Raw genomic sequence first — 17,526 nt, 5'->3', positions numbered from 1 at the left:
TAACCCGCAACGTTACGAATGGCTGCTCTACCGGCAGTTAACCTCACGACTGAATGGACGCATTTATTTGCCAAATGTTACCAAATACCGCGCACTGGAAGACGACCTGATCCCCCAGACATCGCAGTGGATGGTTGATTAGCCACAGGAAACATTCGAAGTAGAACACAGCCCTATTAGCGCTCCGCCGCTGGGACGGCGGTAAATTAGCAAGGTGAGATTGAATTAGAAGCAAAACATTACCGGACAGAACCAGAAACTGGAAATTCTTATCTGTGTGGCCTTTCGTAATGATACCTTGGGGAAAACTTTTTGGGGAAACCCGACTCATAAAGAGATCTCACTCACCTTGCTCTACAAGATAAGCCTACTATAAAAAACTGTATATACATACAGTTTTTTATAGCGCGAGATACTGCTAAATGACCACACTGCTCAACTACGGCCGCAGATAACTACCGTATAGCCGTCTCTGAGGAGCAGCGTTAAAGGGGGAGAGGGCATACGCTCACTGTTGCTTTAACAGAGCCAACTGAAATTTCCGGAACCGGACGTTAGATGATTTTCCTGCGCATATACCGGAGTCGGCACAATGCGGACATACGGAGCGGCCTGATCGATGTCTTTAGCTGCGATTTAGCTGCCGCTATAAAGGAAGATTGAAAGAACACCTCTCATCTTATGATGCTGAGGTGCTTAGTACCCGCCAAGTTGCCTTAGTTATAAGAAGCGAAAATTTCTCTACCTATTTTGGCAATAGCTTTATTTCTCTCGTCAAACGAAGCTTCAGTCTGGGTGAGATATATCGCAACAATTAATGGCTGCTGTTCATTTGACCAAATCGCAGCGGTGATTCCCCTAGACCCAAAACCACCAGCACCCGACCTATCAGCAATTGACCACCCCTCTGGTAGCACTGAACGCAACAAGCTATCGGACACCTTGTTGCCAGCCATCCATTCAATTAATTGTTCTTTAGAGCCACTTGAGAGTTTCTCGCCATAAAGCAGTTTCCCGAGGCTTTTTACAATCGCGTTAGGTGTTGTTGTATCACGCTCATCCCCGCTTCGCGCTTCATTTAAATGAGGCTCTATACGATCCAGTCGCGTTACTTCATCACCGAGTTCTTTCATGAACAAGGTCAATTCAGATGGGCCACTAATACCGTCCAGTACTATATTAGCCGCTGTGTTGTCACTCATAACCATTGCAGCCGTGCAAGCCTGCTTGAGGGAAAAGCTCTCTCCAACAAGCTTTTCTGTTATCGGCGACCAAGTAATAAGGTCTTGTTCCTCAATCTTCACAGATCGATCAATCGACAGCTTCGCCGTTTCAACATCGTGGAGCAATTTCGCACATGCAAGAGTTTTAAAGGTGCTCATCAACGGAAAACGTGAATCGCCGTTGTAATGCCAAAGGTAACCATCAGAAACGCTGTAGATTGAGACTCCTACTTTAGCACCCAGGTTTTGCTCTACCTCTTTGATGCTGTTGACTATCAGGTCTGGAGAAGAGTTGGCAGGAATGCTGAGGGTTAAGCTGCTTAACAGCGATACAAAAACAACAAATTTGGAGTACATACGATAGTTTTTTCCTAGATATAAAGAAAGGTGTTTCCTGCTCGCGATGATACATCAAAACGAATATCGATTAAAGAATTAGCGTCTGTTATGGGTCGCGACCTGCGGTTTAAAGCAGCTTCGAGTGAAAGAGAATTGCGTCTGCTTTACCAGTTTGTTTAAAAACTCTCACGGTTCGGAGTGGGCCAGCGCTTATCGAGGCCACCGAAGTTGTTCCGTCTCGCCTGAGTCGGACAAGGCCATTTATATTATTTAGTTAACTAGCCTAACTCAACTTTGCTCGGATGAGCGCTAAGGCAACCAATTAGGGGATCCCAGCGGGGATCAGTGAAAAAACTCGACCGAGTGATAGTTGTCAACGCCGTAAAAGTAGGTATGAACGAGATTTATCTTACTATCTTATTATTTTTTCGTTATTTATTAATAGATTTCAGAACATTGACAAAAAAGAGCAATATGGGAAAAGCGCTGGTGAAGGAAAACCAGCAGAAACACGTTCCATGAACAATGGAATACGAAGGCGCTTGGCTTTGATGAAGGCAAGTGCGCCGCTACGGCCTATCAGCGAGACACTCATGACGAACCTCGAAAAATCATAATTAATACTGTTTGTTTATACAGTATCTAATGCTATGCTGATTTCTACAAGTAAAATTGTAGGTAAAACTGTAGTTGTTCGAGTAAGACGCTGTGTTGTCGGTGATTTCTTTTTTGTGTTGAAAAGCTTGATGTGGGGATTGCTCGCCCTCGTCAAAGCCTGCAAGGCTTGGACAATACTGCTTCTGCCTACTGCTCTTGTTTCTGTTACTGATCCTGTTACTGCTACTGGTTAACGCATGGGTCAAGTAACCGTCAAACAAGGCTTGTTGAACCCTTTGCAAAGGGTTTAAAAACAGTTAGTAAAATTCTGCTTCGTATTGAATTTACTGGCTTAAAGCGAAGTCAGGAGCATCATTAAAATGCTCAGTCGAACTCAGTTCAAGCCTTTTTCAACCGTTTGAAAAGGGGTTGGCTAAGCCATACCTAAAGGGTATCGGTAAGGGTTACCTAAAGGGTTTAGCTAAGGCTTTCTGAAAGGCTTAGCCAAAGCCTTCATACATGGGTTCACCCAGTAGAAAGATTAAAAAAACGCTGAGGTATCCAAGGTGCATTTAGAAAAACCTGTGGCACAGTGAAATCACCTAAAGCGAACAATAGAATTGAAGAGGAACCATCAATGACAAGAGCCCCTGCGCCATTTCCGCTAGAGCGCCTCGCGGATATCCCAGACAGACCAGAAGATTTTAGATTGCTGGAGCGTATTCCATTAACGCGTGAGCCGCAGTCCTGGCCACTTGAACTATCTCCTGTGGTCGGTGATGAACAGCCAATGGTGCTGCTCGATACAGAGACAACTGGACTGTCTGCCGATGACGAGTCCATTATTGAGCTTGGTATGGTTAAGGTGCTTTACAGCCCCTCTGCTCAGCGGATTGTGTCGATTGTTGATGTGATCAGCTTGTACGAAGATCCCGGCAAGCCAATCCCCGAACTGATTACCGAGTTAACCGGTATCACCGATGATATGGTGCAAGGCCAGCACATTGATGATGCAATGGTAGCGAGTTGGTTATCCGATGATCCGCTGGTGGTTGCACACAATGCACAGTTTGATCGTCCTTTCTTTGAAAAGCGGTTTGCTGCATTAGGACATCTATCTTGGGCCTGTTCAGCCAGTGGCATAGATTGGAAAGCACTGGGCTTTGAAAGTAGAAAGCTTGAGTACCTGCTGCTTCGCTTAGGTTGGTTCTATGAAGGACACCGAGCAGCAACCGATTGTTTGGCGATGGCCTGGTTGTTCTATTTGTTGACCGAGTCCGTTGCAAACTTGTTGTCTGAAGCAGACAGGCGAACTGTGTTAGTTCGTGCGTTTGGTGCGCCGTTTGACGTAAAGGACTATTTAAAAGAGCGTGGTTACCGCTGGCATGACGGTGTTAAAGGTGCCAACAAACATTGGTGGCGCGAAATCAGCGAAGACGAGTTGTCGCAGGAACAAACTTACCTGGATGATTTGTATCATCGTGGCTCAGAACATGCCCACTATGACTACAAAGATGCCCGTAATCGATTTAAAGCTTTGTAGCTCTCTACAAGGTAAGCCTTGCATATTTGAAAACCTCTGGAAAATGGAAAGTGAACTCATGGTTTAACCAACAAGAGGAATCTTTCCATGTACCAAGACACCTACATTGAATACTGGGGCGAAATCTTCGTCTCTGCCCGCATCATTGAATTTGGCATCACGTTCGAGCGCTTTCTTAAAGATCCATGGAAGCACTTGATGTCCTGTGGCCAAGAGTCTGCCCCAGACGCGATTGCTGAAGGGATGTTGCCATTGCTACCAGCTCAGGCAGAAGTTGCCAGGCGCATTCGGGAGAGTGAGCAACGAGCCCTGATGTCTACAGAGTCGGACAAAGGGGGATCTCATCGCGGTAACATCGTGGTGCCACTGGTTCGGATAGCGCATTGATAGCGGCTATCAGCAATGACACGAAACAAGGCCTTCACGCCCATAACTGAGCGGCAATTGCAATCAAGATCAAAAAGTTGCCGCTTAGTCTTCCCTACAAAAAAATTTGTGATAGGATGATACCTAATAAAATTAATTAGGTTGAGGCCTATTCAGTGTTTCATGGCCATCTGTCCAGCTTCAACCGGTAGAGATTGATTAGTCATTGCGGATGAAGAGCAGCATTGAGTGACGCTTTTCAATGTGATTACGCGATGTCGGTCCGTATTTTATAAACAGAGTTTTAAGAATCTGGTTGAATTGGATAAACAAGACGCATGACAAATGATGGTCTGAAACAAACGGTAGTGACGAAGCCAGATAGGCTTTCGCAGTTAGCGCAGTTGCCACAAGCAACCAGGGATCGCATTGCCCACATCGATTTCACCTTATTGTTTAAGGGCGAAGCGGTGCGGGCGGATTTAGTCGATCGCTTCAGCATAGCGGCCGCACAAGCAACGAAAGACTTCACAATGTACCGAGAGCTTGCACCAGGCAACATTGAGTATGACCAAAAGCTCAAATTGCATAAGCGCGGTGAAGCTTTTGAGCCCTTGTTCGACTATGACGTTGTAAGAACGCTGGCAACCATTAGCCAAGGGTACGGTGATGGCTTCACTGGAAAGGTAAAACCACCTCTGGCTTGTGAAGCGCCTTATCACCTTAACAAGCCGAGTTTATCGATAGTGGCGAAAGTCACCGAGGCCATACACAAAGGCAAAGCCTTGCGTATCACCTATGTATCATTATCTAGCGGTGAAACAACCCGTGAAATCGTGCCGCATACGCTGGTGGACAATGGCCTGCGTTGGCATGTTCGTGGTTTTGACCGCAAGCATGGTGAGTTCCGTGACTTTGTATTGACCCGCATTAAAGCAGCGGTTGTGCTTGAAGATTCCACTTTGTCTGAAACGGAGCTCGAAACCCAAGACCGGCAATGGAACCGATTTGTAGAGCTTGAGTTAGTGCCGCATCCACGTATTGAGCACAGCGAAGCGATAGAGCTGGACTATGGCATGGCGGGTGGCGTTCTAAAGGTTGAGATTAGAGCTGCAACCGCTGGCTATTTGCTCAGACTTTGGAATGTCGATTGCTCCAAAGCGGCTCAGCTAAAAACACCCGAATTCCATTTATGGCTAAAAAATTATCAAACTTTATACGGTGTCGGTAACCTTGCGATTGCGCCTGGTTTCGATAGCGTCACAGCATAGGGAAGAACATGAATATTTTACAATACGAATCAAAAATTTGGGCAACAGCTGACCTTCTACGTGGTAGTGGTATCAAAGAATCAGAATGGCCTTCCTTCATGATGCCATTCTTTGCACTTGTAATGATTGAAAGCCGACTTATTCGGATGTTTGATGAGCTCAAGACAGAAATAGGTGAAGAAGCCTTTAAAGAGATCCAACAAGAAGACCTCTATGATCTCATCAAAGATAAAGGCCAAGGTTACAACATCTTCATTTTTGAGAAAAACCAATCGTTATCGGATATCTGCAAAAACGACAAATCTTTTGATATCGACTTCGATGCCTACCTTCATGGCTTTGATGGTGAAACGAAAGACTTGCTTGGCGTAGATGCTGTTGAAGGCGAAAAGTTTCTCGATATACGAGGTGTAATAGCCAAACTCAAAGCAAAAAAGGTATTGCTTGGCTATACCAAACTTTGGGCTGAAATTGACCTCAAGCCTTTTAATAACTCTGAGATCACCACACTAGAAGAGCATATCAAACGTAAATGGGCTGACATCTCAGCAGAAACCGCCGGGGAGCAGTACACCCCTGATGATGTAATTGCACTCATCAGTGATATTGTCGCTTCGAAAATAGAAGAATCCGACAAGCTTCTAAAAATCTATGACTGTACCTGCGGTGGCGGCAACATGCTATTTGGTGTTGAAGACCGCATAAACAAAAAGTTTAAGCGTCTAACTCAAACGTATGGGCAAGATTGGAATGACGCGCTTTATGCACTAGCAAAGATCGAAAGTCGTTTTCGCCCTGATTCAAAAATCGAACACGGTAACACTTTGGTTGACGATAAATTCGACAACGAAGAGTTTGACGTGGTCATTGCTAATCCACCTTATGGTGTAAGTTGGTCTGGCTACGCCAAAGACATTCAAAACGACAAAACAGAACGTTTCAAATTCCTACCATCCATCTCTGATGGTCAGTTGCTCTTTATGCAACATTTAATCTCGAAATTGGATGCTAATGGTGTGGGTGTTGTTGTTCATAATGGTTCTACATTATTTAGCGGCGATGCTGGTTCGGCTGAAAGTAACATCCGAAAGTGGATGTTGGACACTGATATTGTCGAAGCAATCATACAGCTACCAACAGATGAGTTTTTTAACACAAGCATACACACGTATCTGTGGATACTTAATAAGAATAAAATTACCAAGCATGCAAATAAAGTTTTACTTATTGATGCATCTCAAAAATATAGTTCTCTAGGTCGAAATAAGGGTGCTAAGCGAAAAATAATTGAGGAGCAAGATAGGCTTGATATTGTGAGTACTCTATCTGACTTTAGGGATACTGAGTATTCAAAATCGTTTGAAAAGGAACATTTTTACTTCAATAAACAAGCCATAATGTTAACCAATGTAGATCAGAACGGGTTGAGTTTTGAGTCGCAACTGCCAATGAAAGAAGATAAAAAAACTGGTGAAATGAAGAGAGCTACTTCTAAACCATTAAAAGTTACGTCTCTAACCGATGGTGATAGAGAGCTTACTGAGTTTTCAATTACCGAGTTTGACAAAGAAAATTACAGTTCATTATCTGAGTATTTTGAGAAAGATATCAAGCCGTTTATTGCAAGCTTGAACTATAAAGAACAGCCTCTTAAAGTCAAGACCAATACAAACATCTACTATTACGATAATGAGCAAGAAACCCTAATAAAAGAAGATCGTAAAACGGGCTCTAGGGAAATAATAGGCTGCGGAAAGATTGTAATTAAAGCTGCATTTAAGAAAGCCACGAAGAAGCTGCCTCTGCGCATTGATATTTCTGCTGAGTTAACACCAGACTATCAGAAAGATTATGAGATAGTTGATTTCGAAAATTGTCCAATAGCCAACCAAAATAAAATCAGTGCTCATATTGAAAGGTTTGTAAATAAACCATTTAGCTATTTGGATAATATGATAGGGGTAGAGTTTAATTTCAAGAAGGAGTTTTACATTCCGCCTAAAAATAATGACTCTCAAGATTTATATAAAATAATACGTGACCTAAGCGAAGAATTACATGAACTTGAAGCGGAGTTTTTGTCATGAAATTAAAACCGTACGGGAGCTATTCTGAAAGTGGGGTTGAGTGGATTGGAGAGACACCTTCGCATTGGAAGATTTATAGAAATAAAGAGATATTTAAAGAGCGAGGGACGTTGAGTTCAACCGGCAGTGAAAAATTGTTAACTGTTTCACATATCACAGGCGTCACCCTAAGATCCGAAAAGAATGTCAATATGTTTATGGCAGAAAGTCATGAAGGCTATAAATTATGTAAGAAAGGTGATTTGATAGTAAATACCATGTGGGCTTGGATGGGAGCCTTAGGTACAGCAAGAGAAGACGGAATATGTAGTCCAGCTTATGGTGTGTATGAGCCAAGGAATGGAATTCCATATGATCACAGGTACTTTGACTATCTATATCGAACTAAAAATGCAGTAGCTGAAATGACTCGTTACTCAAAAGGAATAGTATCCTCAAGGTTGAGGTTGTACCCAAAAGAATTTTTTCAGATTTTTACTGCATTACCAACCGAACATGAACAAAACAAAATATGCAACCACATAGAAAAATTATCTACACTTGTGGACAAAAAAATTGCCCTTTTGAAAAAGAAGAAAGAACTCTATTTAGAGCTTATTGATGCAATTATTAGCGAGAGGATATTAAAAGGAATCGATGACAACACTGATTTTGACGATAGCGGTGTTGAATGGATTGGTCCGAAGCCAAAAAATTGGAAAGTTGTCAGAGTTAAAGACATTGCTAAAAGTGTAAATGGTGGCGCATTTAAGGAAAGCTTGAGCCCTAGTGGTATCCCCATTGTTAAAATACAGCAGTTGACAAAAAATACTAGCGCTACTGAATTCTGTGATGTGAATTCAAATAAAATCAAAAAGGAAAATAAAATTAAAAAGGGTGATTTACTATTTTCATGGTCAACCCTGATTATGCCCTTCGTGTATGCTGGACCTGATGCTGTTCTCAATCAACATATTTTTAAGATTATTTGCAATAAAGATGTAAATCCTAATTGGTTATATTTCTACTTGCGTCATGCTGTTGAGCGCTTAAGTATTTTTTCGCACGGAAGCACTATGCAACACATACTGAAATCTGATTTCGACAATCTTGAAGTAGTCATGCCAGATGTTGAAATGCAGATTGAAATAGCTGATAGCCTGAATGCGGACATAAAAAAGATTGAGCTAATTATAGATAATATTGATAAACAAATAAAAGAGTTGGTTTTATTCAAAGATAGCGTGACAGCAGACGCTGTCTTGGGGAAAGTGGACTTATCAGAAGAGAGTGTTATTTAATGAACGAATTACATTTGCAAGATAAGTTCCTTATCCCTTTCTTCTGCAATGACCTTAGCTACAATGAAGTCAAGGCCAACACGGTGACCAACTCTTTAGTTATCGAGGAGGACTTAGAAGCTTTCATCAGTGGCACTGATCTCAACAAGAAGGCTTACGATACGCTGCTTAAAAAGTATAAGGGTGACAAAAACCTATTACTTAAAGAGCTTATAGAGCTGATTCAAGAGCGCATCGGTAGCAGCCGTAATATGGCTTTGTTTATCAACGCAAATAAGTCGATCACCCTGCAAGGCGTTAAGCTTCACCTGTTCTACCCAAGTGATAGTGTCATTCATGGCAACAAGTTATTTGAGCAGAATATATTTTCGGTTGTACAGGAGCTGCCTTATAAGTTTAAGTTTCAGGGCGAGCAGATATTCTCATTCCGCCCTGATATCGTGCTTTTTGTAAATGGTATCTACCTGGGGTATAGCGAACTGAAAAGTAACTATACCAGCCAAAACGCCAGTAAAAACGGGCGTGGCAAGGTGATAAAAGACTACTTTGAAGCGGTAAAAGCCTATCATCAGCATGTCGATAGTAATGATATGTTGAGTGAGAATGAAAAGCTTGCGCTGCGCAAAGATTTCTTAAAGGTTTTCGAAAAAGCTATACATATTACCACAACAGATATTGGTGAAACCTATGTTATTCGCACCATTGCAGACTATTTCGATGAAATACTCACAACTTGTCGTGAAGGCAAGTTTGACAGAGAAGAGATAGAAAAAAAGGCGCATAGCGTATTTAAGCTATATCCTCTACTTAAACCTGATGCTGATAAAAAGTCCAAGCTAAAAGAGTTATTCAATGCTCTTTATAGTAAGTTCATGGTTGAGAAAGAAATCCTATACTACAACTTTATTGAACGCGACGTACACGTCAAAAAAGGTATTAAAGAGGTTAAGAATGAGCCGGGATTCTTAATTTCGCCGAGGCCAAAACAGAAGTTTGGTACAGATAAAATCATGGCTAAGATTGATGAGTTTTTAGACCATGAGCAAGACCCTAATTATTTTGACAATCTCCTTGAGAAGCAGCTAATTGGTGTTAGTGAGGCGAAAAAAGCCGAGCTCCTTCAAAAGCGTAAAGCCTATTCGAATAACAAAAACGTTTATTCGCTATTAATGCAATATGCAGCAGGCTTTGGTAAGTCAAATATTATCGGTTGGTCGGCACTACAACTAAAAGACCTTCGACGCCCAGACGAAAATGGCAATATGCAGTACGTGTACGACAAGGTCATGATAGTCGTTGACCGATTGCAGCTGCGTAGCCAGATAGACTCACTAATGCTTAACATGAATATTGATAAGCGTTTGGTGGTTGAAGCTACGAACAAGAAAACCTTTCAAAATGCTTTAGCATCTGATAGCCGAATTGTGATCGTTAACTTACAGAAGTTCGGTGCAGTTAAAGAGATGATGGATGCGAGTGTTTTAGCTAAGCTTGCAAAAATGCGTATTGTTTTTCTCATCGATGAGATACATCGCTCTAATAGTGGCGATCAACATGAAGAAATGGTCAGTATCTTCGACGAATTGCAAAGTCCTTTTGATGGCGAAGCTTATGCAGGGAAGGCAACGAAGAAGAACTTAATTGTCGGTTTCACCGCTACACCGGATGATCACACGCTGGCACGTTTTGGTGAATTTAGCGGCTATGCAGAAAGCGAAAAGCTGTGGCGACCGTTTGATAGTTTCACCATGAAAGAAGCGATAGAAGATGGCTTCATCCTCAACCCACTTAAAAACATTGTCCCTGTGGCATCTAAAATGCTATTTGATTTGCCTTCAAATCCACTCGAAGGTTTCACAGAGAAGGAATTTAAAGATGCTCAGAAAAAGCAGGTGTATGAGAACCGAGAACGTATTGACGCAATATCCAAGTATGTTGCCGACCTTCTGGTAAAAGATGTATACCGCCAAATACGTGGTACTGGTAAAGCCATGCTTGCCGTATATTCCATTAAATCGGCCATCGCTTACAAGGAAGCTGTAACTAAATACTTTAACGAGTTGGTTAAGCTTCCTAAATATGAGAAGTATGCCGAGGCTCCAATTCATATTGTATATTCGAGCAATCAGGACGAGCAAAGTGCTACGGGCTTAAATGAAGGCCTATCTGAAGAAAAAGTATTGGAGAACTTTGCCTTAAAGAAAAATGGCTTGATCATCGTTGTCGCCAAGCTTCAGACTGGGTTTGACGAGAAAAAACTGCATACGCTGTTTTTGGATAAAGAAATTCGTGGTATTAGCGCCATACAAACGATTTCACGTGTTAACAGAACGGCCAAGTATAAAAACGACTGTAAAATTGTTGATTTCTCTTATAACAATGTAAACGTTCAGAACATCAAAGATGCATTTGAGCATTTCTCTGATGTTGTTGTCAGCGACTTTGATCCTTTCGGAGATAAAAAGGTTCTCGATATTCTCCTTACTGAACTCAACAAGTCTGATACGTATGATAAGTTTTTCAATGTGTTTATGGGAATTTATAGGGACCCTGTCAAACGAGATCAGCCTGAATCCTATCTTGATTTTGAAAGCAGTCTGAAAAAATACATTGAAGCAAACCCTCAGCGCACAGCAGATACCAAGGCTAAAGCAGCACAATATTTTACGATATTAAATCGCATTGAGTTTGTAATAGCCTTGGATGCCAAGTATAGCGAACCAAGCTTTCTGTTTTTTTGGCGTAAATTCAACACCCTATATAACATGCTTCATCGAAGCGATGACGTCAAAGACCCTATTGAAGTGTATTTTGACAACCAAATAGGCATGGTTGAAGTAATTGCAGAAGAACCTAAAAAGAAGAAAAAGAAACCAACAGAAGTCGCAACCGGAGCACCTCCTGGGCCTGGTGGGCAATATGACATTTTAGCAATTATTGCTGCACGCAACGATCAGGAAGAGAAAATCGGCTCACTCATTCTGGAATTCGAATCAAAAATTTCTGACTTCTTCAGCTATGTAAAAAGCTCTACTGAAGGAGAGCGATTGATCGTTAAGATTAAGTCGCATGTTTCAGAAAATGAAATCTATGATGATTTTTCAAAAATTTACCGTAAGTATCGTGCGCTCTATCGCTCCAAAGTCGGTGACTATTTCTTTAAAGAGACTGAAGATTTGGTTGATAAACTTTGTGATGATTTTGAGCTGATGCTCAGAGATCAAGACTAATTTATTACTTCAATTAGCTGAGCTGCCATTATCAAATTTGGTGATTGGTCGACTATAAAAAGGACAGTTCTCTTTTTCTAGCATATAAACGACTAAGGAGATGATAAGTGGTCACATTTGATCAATTAATGATATCTCTACTAAAGGCAAGTATGCAGCGAATGGTAGGTATGTAGCTAGAAAGGAGTGATGGTTTGCTGAAGGCAATCTCAGAGTTATTAGATGGGTCACCAGGCCTGAAAGGACGTCAAATTGCCAAGGAGCTGGGGCTGGATAAGTCCCAAGTGAACTCGTTTCTTCACAAAAACCAGGATACGTTTGTGAAAAACTCAAATCATGAATGGTGCTTGATACGGGCTCATCATGTGGAAATTGATTTCGCTACAGGTTGGATTGATGAGAAAGCCTTTGAGAGTGCTATCGGTAAGCTTGCGTATCAAAAAGATGCAACAAAGGTAACATTTAAATTCGGCATCGATTGTAAGTTTTTGCTGATAGCATTGGCCCGTTTTCTTGCTCTGGCGAATCAGCTTACTGCTAATGGGAAGGATGTGGTGATGGATACTACAGCATGTCCTAATACTCACAGTTTTTTCAGCAGAAATGGCTTCTTTGATTATCTTAATCAAAGTGTCACTTGTCTACCTGAAAGGCCCGTTTTGTCAGCTGCTAAAACTTATCGGGATAATAGCGATACCTTGGTCGAACTAGGAGCAATTGCACAGCCAACCCAAAACAAGGAGCTTGTAATTCGTTTGGGCGACAGGTTTGTAGAGCATTCTTCAGCCAGCTATTTCTTAGCGGCTAAGACTGTTTTTTCAGAGCTTGTAGGCAACGTTACTGATCACAGTGAATCCAAAATACCTGGGCTAGCAGGTCTGCAAGTGTATCGACCGTATAATAAACCAAAGCATATTCAAACAGTCATATCCGACTCTGGTTTAGGTATTGCCGCTACCTTGAGAACAACGTTACAAAGTGAACATCCGAAGTTGTACGCACAGTTTTCAGCGGAAACTGTTGAGAATGACATTGCGCTCGTTCAAAAAGCATTTACATCTGGTGAGGTTAGTCGCTTTGGTAAAGGCCGGGGGCTAGGCTTTAAGAGTAGTCGAGAGCACGCTAGCAAAGAGAAAGTTATCATTGTAATTAGGCAGCTAACTTTCTCATTGGCTTTGGAATACTCGAAGGGGCAACTCATCAATGTTTCTGAAGATCGGGGGTTGGTCCCTATCACAGGAACCCATATCTGTTTTGACTTCTATGTTGACAATTTCTGATAAATAGTGTCAACTTAAGCAGATGAAACAGTTAACTCATAAAATTCTTCTTTCAGAAGTCGTAGGTTCTGACCATGCCTTTGGTAACGATGAAGGTAGTGAAGCCTATGTGAAGATTAAAAAGATCGTTGATGGTCACCCATCATGCGATATTTTTGCTATCAGCTTGGAAGGGATTCGATTCACTGATGCTTCATTTCCTCGTGAAAGTATAATCTCGTTGGCTAAAGCATTAAAAGGAGAAAAAGGTTTTTACCTTTCTAATGTACCGAGTCGTGACCTTCTGGACAATTGGTCTTATGGCGCTACAGCCAAGGATCAACCTCTTCTAGTCAAGAGCGATAGCGGTTACGAAGTGCTTGGTGTAAAACTCAGTGCGACCGTCAAAGAGCTTCTAGATTTTGTTATTGCAAAAAAGACAGTGACTTCGTCACATGTATCTAAGCACTTTGACATTTCAGCACAGAATGCCAGTGGTCGATTAAAGAAGCTTCATGCTACAGGTCTTGTGTTAGGGCAAAAAGAAGTGGCAGAGTCAGGTGGACTGGAATTTGTTTACCGATCAATTGTGTAGTTTTTTTTGGTTTTCTGGTTAATCTGCTTGCGTTAATCAGAATTGAAGTTTATTATTTGATCAGATCCTTTGGATCTTTTTTATTAATATCTGATAAATGTGATTAAGTTAAGCAGAATAGGAGGCTTTATGGCTACAAATCCCCCATCAGGTGACGGACACAGAAACGGTGCCGTTAAAGGTAGATCTCAGACTCAGACGCCAAGCGGACATTGGGTAAAGCGAGATGCTGATACTGGTCGATTCATGGATGTGAAGACATCTGACAAAACGCCTTTTAAAGGCGTCAGGAAGGAGAAATAGTTTGGCTAATGGTAAAACCCATTTGGTCGTCGGGGCTGCGGTTGGTTTAACCGTTGCTCTGGCGGACAACAAAAAACAAGCTGCCAGTCACCATCCTGTAACTGCCATTACGGTTGGCTCTCTATTTGGCAAGCTTCCAGATATTCTGGAACCCTCTTTGGGTAACCCTCACCATCGTCAGTTTTGCCACAGTCTATTGGTGTTAACTGCACTAGGTGTTGGTCTTAAACATTTGTATGAGTGGCAACCGGAAGAGGCAACTGATAAGTGTCTTCGCGGGCTGGGGCTAATAGCCGGATGTGCTTATGTCAGTCACTTGCTCTGTGATGCGACAACACCGCGCTCACTTCCGTTAATTGGCAAACTATAGGAGTTTTGAATGGTCGTTGAAGTCACGAGGCACATTAAGCGTCCTGTTGAGCGGGAGCTTTGGGCTCGCGCAGCTGCTCGTTGTCAGTTTAGCGGGTGTAATAAATTGTTATACAAATCAGCGGTGACCCAGGAATCGGTCAATGTCTCTCAAAATGCTCATATTTACGCATTTTCTGAGAATGGGCCTCGTGGTTGGGGACTCTTTAAAACCAAGCCAACCAGCTTGAATGACGTCAGCAACCTCATGTTGATGTGCTATGACTGTCACAAAAAAATTGACCAGAAAGGCAGCGAAGATAGGTATCCAGCCGATCTCTTGATTAGTTGGAAAATGCAGCATGAGCAACGTATAGAAATCCTCACAGGCATTGCTCCTGATCGCAAATCAAATGTTGTTTTATATGGTGCCAATATTGGAACTGAAAGATCACCGATTAATTATCACGGTTGTGTTGAGGCAATGTTTCCGAATTGGTATCCGGCAACTGAAAAGCCAGTGACACTTTCCATGGTATCAGAGCTGAAGGATCACTCTGAACAATATTGGCAAGCAGAGTCGCAACACCTAACGAAGCGTTTTCAAAGTAAAATTTCATCGATCATCGAAGAGGATTCTTGTAAGCATTTTTCATTGTTCGCGTTAGCTCCTCAGCCATTGTTAATAAAACTTGGCGCTTTGCTTACCGACAAAATTGAGGTCGAGACTTATCAGCTGCATCGAGAGCCTAAAGGCTGGTTTTGGCAAGACTGTTCAGATGATTTTGAGTACATCATCAACAGACCTCAAAATATGGAGGGGAAGCCTGCCCTGGTACTTTCTTTGAGTGACCATGTGTCGCATGAGCGAATTACTCGGGTTATAGGGCCAGATACATCGATTTGGGAAGTGACTATCAAGCACCCTCATAATGATTTCATGCAGTCAAAACAGCAGCTCTCTTTGTTCAGAAAGTGCATAAGAAAGCTGATTGTTGAAATCAAAAATACACACGGGGATGCGACGCCACTGCAAATATTTCCTGTGATGCCAGTATCGTGTGCCGTCGAATTAGGACGGGCCAGAATGCCTAAGGCTGATATGCCATGGCTTATTTATGACCACGACATAAAAACACAACAATTTGTAATGGCAGTCGAGCTTCGAGGAGACCTTCATGAGTAATACTAAAAGTAACGATGTTCTAAACACAATTCTGGAAAAAATTGAGCTACCAGAGAGTGCTTATGAAAAGGCTGAAAAACGCTATAAGGATCTAGGTGATTGGTTACATCGCCCAGAGTCAACATGCGTGAATTTTGATCCCCACGTGTTTTCTCAAGGGTCCTTTCGTTTAGGTACGGCGATTAGGCCCGATTCAGAAGAACAGTATGACCTAGACATGGGGTGCAATCTTCGGCGTGGCCTGGATAAAACGTCTATCACTCAAAAGCAACTAAAGCACCTAGTCGGTCATGAATTAGAGCTTTATCGAAACGCCAGAGGAATTAAGGAAGAGCTAGCCGAGAAGAAACGCTGTTGGCGCTTAGAGTATGCCGATGGTCTTAGCTTTCACATGGACATAGTTCCGTGTGTGCCAGAGAGTGATACAGGAAGAGGACTTTTGAAAAAGCGGATGGTCGAAAACTCTAAGTTTGATGAAAACTTGGCTCAAAACGTGTCTCAGCTTGCAGTTTCGATTACCGACAACACAGATTCCACTTATGCAGTTGTGAATGAAAACTGGCGTATCAGCAATCCTGAAGGATATGCTCGATGGTTTGAAACGCGCATGAAGACGGCACGGTTAGTGATAAACGAACGTGAAATGCGATTTAAAGCCAGTATAGATAGTCTGCCATATTATCAATGGAAGACACCCTTACAGCAGGTTATCCAATTATTGAAGCGTCATCGTGACACTATGTTTAAAAACAATGAGGATAGTAAGCCAATATCGGTAATCATCACTACATTGGCGGCTAAATCGTATAAAGGTGAAAGTGATTTGGCTTCAGCGTTGAATACGGTGCTCTCCGAGATGGATGACCATATTTCTGCACAAGCACCAATGATTCCGAACCCAGTCAACCCAGCCGAAGATTTTGCAGACAAGTGGTATGACGAAAAATCTGCTCAATACCGATTACAAGAAAACTTTTATAAATGGCTGTATCAAGCTAGAGCTGACTTTAGTGCTCTTTGCTCAAGTGATGATACGCAACGAATAGTAAATGCGGCGCAAAATGGTTTGGATTTGAAGCTTGATTCAAGTTCGGTAGCACGTCTATTGGGTATTCCTGCGGTGACAACAAAACCAACTTTCGCAATTCAATCATCTGATCCAAAGCCATGGTTTAAGCAATAGATGAAGCACTGGAAGGCTGTGGGCCTAGAGGCTTTTCTCTCGGCCTATCCGAACATTAGATTAGTAGATGTCCATGCAGATAAGATTGAGTTGCAGGGAGAGTATCAGTTAAAAGCACAGCTAGCTGGAAGTCGGTTTATTGAGCGAACATTTTCTCTAAGGATTGTATGCCCAAGTGAGTATCCTAGGGCTTTACCAGTGGTGTTTGATACAGCTGGTTACTTTCCTCGTAATCAGGACTTCCATACTTACTCTGATGGATCATTTTGTCTTGGCTCAGACCTGAAAATTAAGTCAATTTTGAAAGCCGACTCGTCATTGACAACCTTTTTCGAAAAGATTGTTGTCAGGTTTCTTTATTCGGTGTCCCATAGGGTTGAATTTGGCAACTTTCCCTATGGCGAACTGGACCATGGTGAGAAAGGCCTGATTGATGATTATGCTCAGTTGTTCAATGTTAATGGTAAAGCATCGGTTCTACGGGCACTGAAAGCGTTAGGTTTGCGCAAGCGTGAGGCAAATAAATTACCTTGTCCATGTGGTTGTGGTGATCGTCTTGGCTCGTGTGACTATCGGTTTGTCTTGAACGAGTTTCGTCAAGTTGAGCGCCGCCGATGGTTTCGCGATCACCTACAAGAAGCTTTTACACCGATTGAAAAACCCAAAAGGAGAGTTGGGAAAAAAACTAAAAGGCCAAGTAGAAATACGCCTTAGCT

General features: G+C 42.2%; 14 protein-coding genes and 1 pseudogene. 13 read left to right on the top strand and 2 right to left on the bottom strand.

Annotation, left to right across the window (positions count from 1 at the left end; genetic code table 11):
• Positions 1-716 precede the first annotated feature (716 nt).
• Positions 717-1,580 (bottom strand): class A beta-lactamase, encoded by an 864-nt coding sequence (gene bla / locus IE199_RS06470; RefSeq protein ID WP_025441399.1) that lies wholly within the window; start codon positions 1,578-1,580, stop codon positions 717-719.
• A gap of 466 nt (positions 1,581-2,046) precedes the next feature.
• Positions 2,047-2,157: pseudogene (locus IE199_RS06465) on the bottom strand (UV protection and mutation protein); the annotation flags it as partial.
• A 639-nt stretch (positions 2,158-2,796) separates the two neighbouring features.
• Here IE199_RS06465 and IE199_RS06460 point away from each other — a divergent pair.
• The 13 genes from IE199_RS06460 (at position 2,797) to IE199_RS06400 (ending at position 17,524) form a co-directional block, all read left to right on the top strand.
• Positions 2,797-3,702, top strand: coding sequence for a 3'-5' exonuclease (locus IE199_RS06460; RefSeq protein WP_189768345.1), 906 nt, complete (start codon positions 2,797-2,799; stop codon positions 3,700-3,702).
• Positions 3,703-3,900: 198 nt separating this feature from the next.
• Complete coding sequence (locus IE199_RS22195; protein WP_465322672.1) at positions 3,901-4,089, top strand: hypothetical protein; 189 nt, start codon at positions 3,901-3,903, stop codon at positions 4,087-4,089.
• Positions 4,090-4,406: 317 nt separating this feature from the next.
• Positions 4,407-5,339: a WYL domain-containing protein gene (locus IE199_RS06450; RefSeq protein WP_189768341.1), complete on the top strand. Its 933-nt coding sequence runs from the start codon at positions 4,407-4,409 to the stop codon at positions 5,337-5,339.
• Positions 5,340-5,347: 8 nt separating this feature from the next.
• Positions 5,348-7,426, top strand: a complete 2,079-nt coding sequence (locus IE199_RS06445) for an HsdM family class I SAM-dependent methyltransferase (protein WP_189768339.1) — start codon at positions 5,348-5,350, stop codon at positions 7,424-7,426.
• A complete protein-coding gene (locus IE199_RS06440) occupies positions 7,423-8,706 on the top strand; it encodes a restriction endonuclease subunit S (protein ID WP_189768337.1) in 1,284 nt (427 codons plus the stop codon). The genes IE199_RS06445 and IE199_RS06440 overlap by 4 nt, the downstream gene beginning before the upstream one ends.
• Entirely contained in the window at positions 8,706-11,936 is a 3,231-nt protein-coding gene (locus IE199_RS06435) for a DEAD/DEAH box helicase family protein (RefSeq protein WP_189768336.1), read from the top strand. Before IE199_RS06440 ends, IE199_RS06435 begins: the two co-directional genes overlap by 1 nt.
• A 194-nt stretch (positions 11,937-12,130) precedes the next feature.
• On the top strand, positions 12,131-13,216 hold the full coding sequence (locus tag IE199_RS06430) for an ATP-binding protein (protein ID WP_189768334.1): 1,086 nt from the start codon (positions 12,131-12,133) through the stop codon (positions 13,214-13,216).
• Positions 13,217-13,238: 22 nt separating this feature from the next.
• On the top strand, positions 13,239-13,790 hold the full coding sequence (locus IE199_RS06425) for a MarR family transcriptional regulator (RefSeq protein ID WP_189768332.1): 552 nt from the start codon (positions 13,239-13,241) through the stop codon (positions 13,788-13,790).
• Positions 13,791-13,919: 129 nt separating this feature from the next.
• Positions 13,920-14,093 (top strand): hypothetical protein, encoded by a 174-nt coding sequence (locus IE199_RS06420; protein ID WP_000224748.1) that lies wholly within the window; start codon positions 13,920-13,922, stop codon positions 14,091-14,093.
• Position 14,094: 1 nt separating this feature from the next.
• Positions 14,095-14,463 (top strand): metal-dependent hydrolase, encoded by a 369-nt coding sequence (locus tag IE199_RS06415; protein ID WP_189768330.1) that lies wholly within the window; start codon positions 14,095-14,097, stop codon positions 14,461-14,463.
• 9 nt (positions 14,464-14,472) lie between these two features.
• A complete protein-coding gene (locus IE199_RS06410) occupies positions 14,473-15,627 on the top strand; it encodes an SAVED domain-containing protein (protein WP_189768328.1) in 1,155 nt (384 codons plus the stop codon).
• On the top strand, positions 15,620-16,810 hold the full coding sequence (locus IE199_RS06405; RefSeq protein ID WP_096991880.1) for a nucleotidyltransferase domain-containing protein: 1,191 nt from the start codon (positions 15,620-15,622) through the stop codon (positions 16,808-16,810). Before IE199_RS06410 ends, IE199_RS06405 begins: the two co-directional genes overlap by 8 nt.
• Positions 16,811-17,524 (top strand): hypothetical protein, encoded by a 714-nt coding sequence (locus tag IE199_RS06400; RefSeq protein WP_189768326.1) that lies wholly within the window; start codon positions 16,811-16,813, stop codon positions 17,522-17,524.
• The last annotated feature ends 2 nt before the right edge of the window (positions 17,525-17,526 follow it).

The organism is Thalassotalea marina (assembly GCF_014656435.1).
GTDB classification, from domain to species: Bacteria; Pseudomonadota; Gammaproteobacteria; order Enterobacterales; family Alteromonadaceae; genus Thalassotalea_C; species Thalassotalea_C marina.
This window is presented reverse-complemented; position numbering and strand designations above follow the sequence as displayed.

Bases quoted from the DNA above. Each gene is read 5' to 3' on its own strand.
- bla (WP_025441399.1), bottom strand. From the start codon at position 1,580: ATGTACTCCAAATTTGTTGTTTTTGTATCGCTGTTAAGCAGCTTAACC.
- IE199_RS06460 (WP_189768345.1), top strand. From the start codon at position 2,797: ATGACAAGAGCCCCTGCGCCATTTCCGCTAGAGCGCCTCGCGGATATC.
- IE199_RS22195 (WP_465322672.1), top strand. From the start codon at position 3,901: ATGTCCTGTGGCCAAGAGTCTGCCCCAGACGCGATTGCTGAAGGGATG.
- IE199_RS06450 (WP_189768341.1), top strand. From the start codon at position 4,407: ATGACAAATGATGGTCTGAAACAAACGGTAGTGACGAAGCCAGATAGG.
- IE199_RS06445 (WP_189768339.1), top strand. From the start codon at position 5,348: ATGAATATTTTACAATACGAATCAAAAATTTGGGCAACAGCTGACCTT.
- IE199_RS06440 (WP_189768337.1), top strand. From the start codon at position 7,423: ATGAAATTAAAACCGTACGGGAGCTATTCTGAAAGTGGGGTTGAGTGG.
- IE199_RS06435 (WP_189768336.1), top strand. From the start codon at position 8,706: ATGAACGAATTACATTTGCAAGATAAGTTCCTTATCCCTTTCTTCTGC.
- IE199_RS06425 (WP_189768332.1), top strand. From the start codon at position 13,239: ATGAAACAGTTAACTCATAAAATTCTTCTTTCAGAAGTCGTAGGTTCT.
- IE199_RS06420 (WP_000224748.1), top strand. From the start codon at position 13,920: ATGGCTACAAATCCCCCATCAGGTGACGGACACAGAAACGGTGCCGTT.
- IE199_RS06410 (WP_189768328.1), top strand. From the start codon at position 14,473: ATGGTCGTTGAAGTCACGAGGCACATTAAGCGTCCTGTTGAGCGGGAG.
- IE199_RS06405 (WP_096991880.1), top strand. From the start codon at position 15,620: ATGAGTAATACTAAAAGTAACGATGTTCTAAACACAATTCTGGAAAAA.
- IE199_RS06400 (WP_189768326.1), top strand. From the start codon at position 16,811: ATGAAGCACTGGAAGGCTGTGGGCCTAGAGGCTTTTCTCTCGGCCTAT.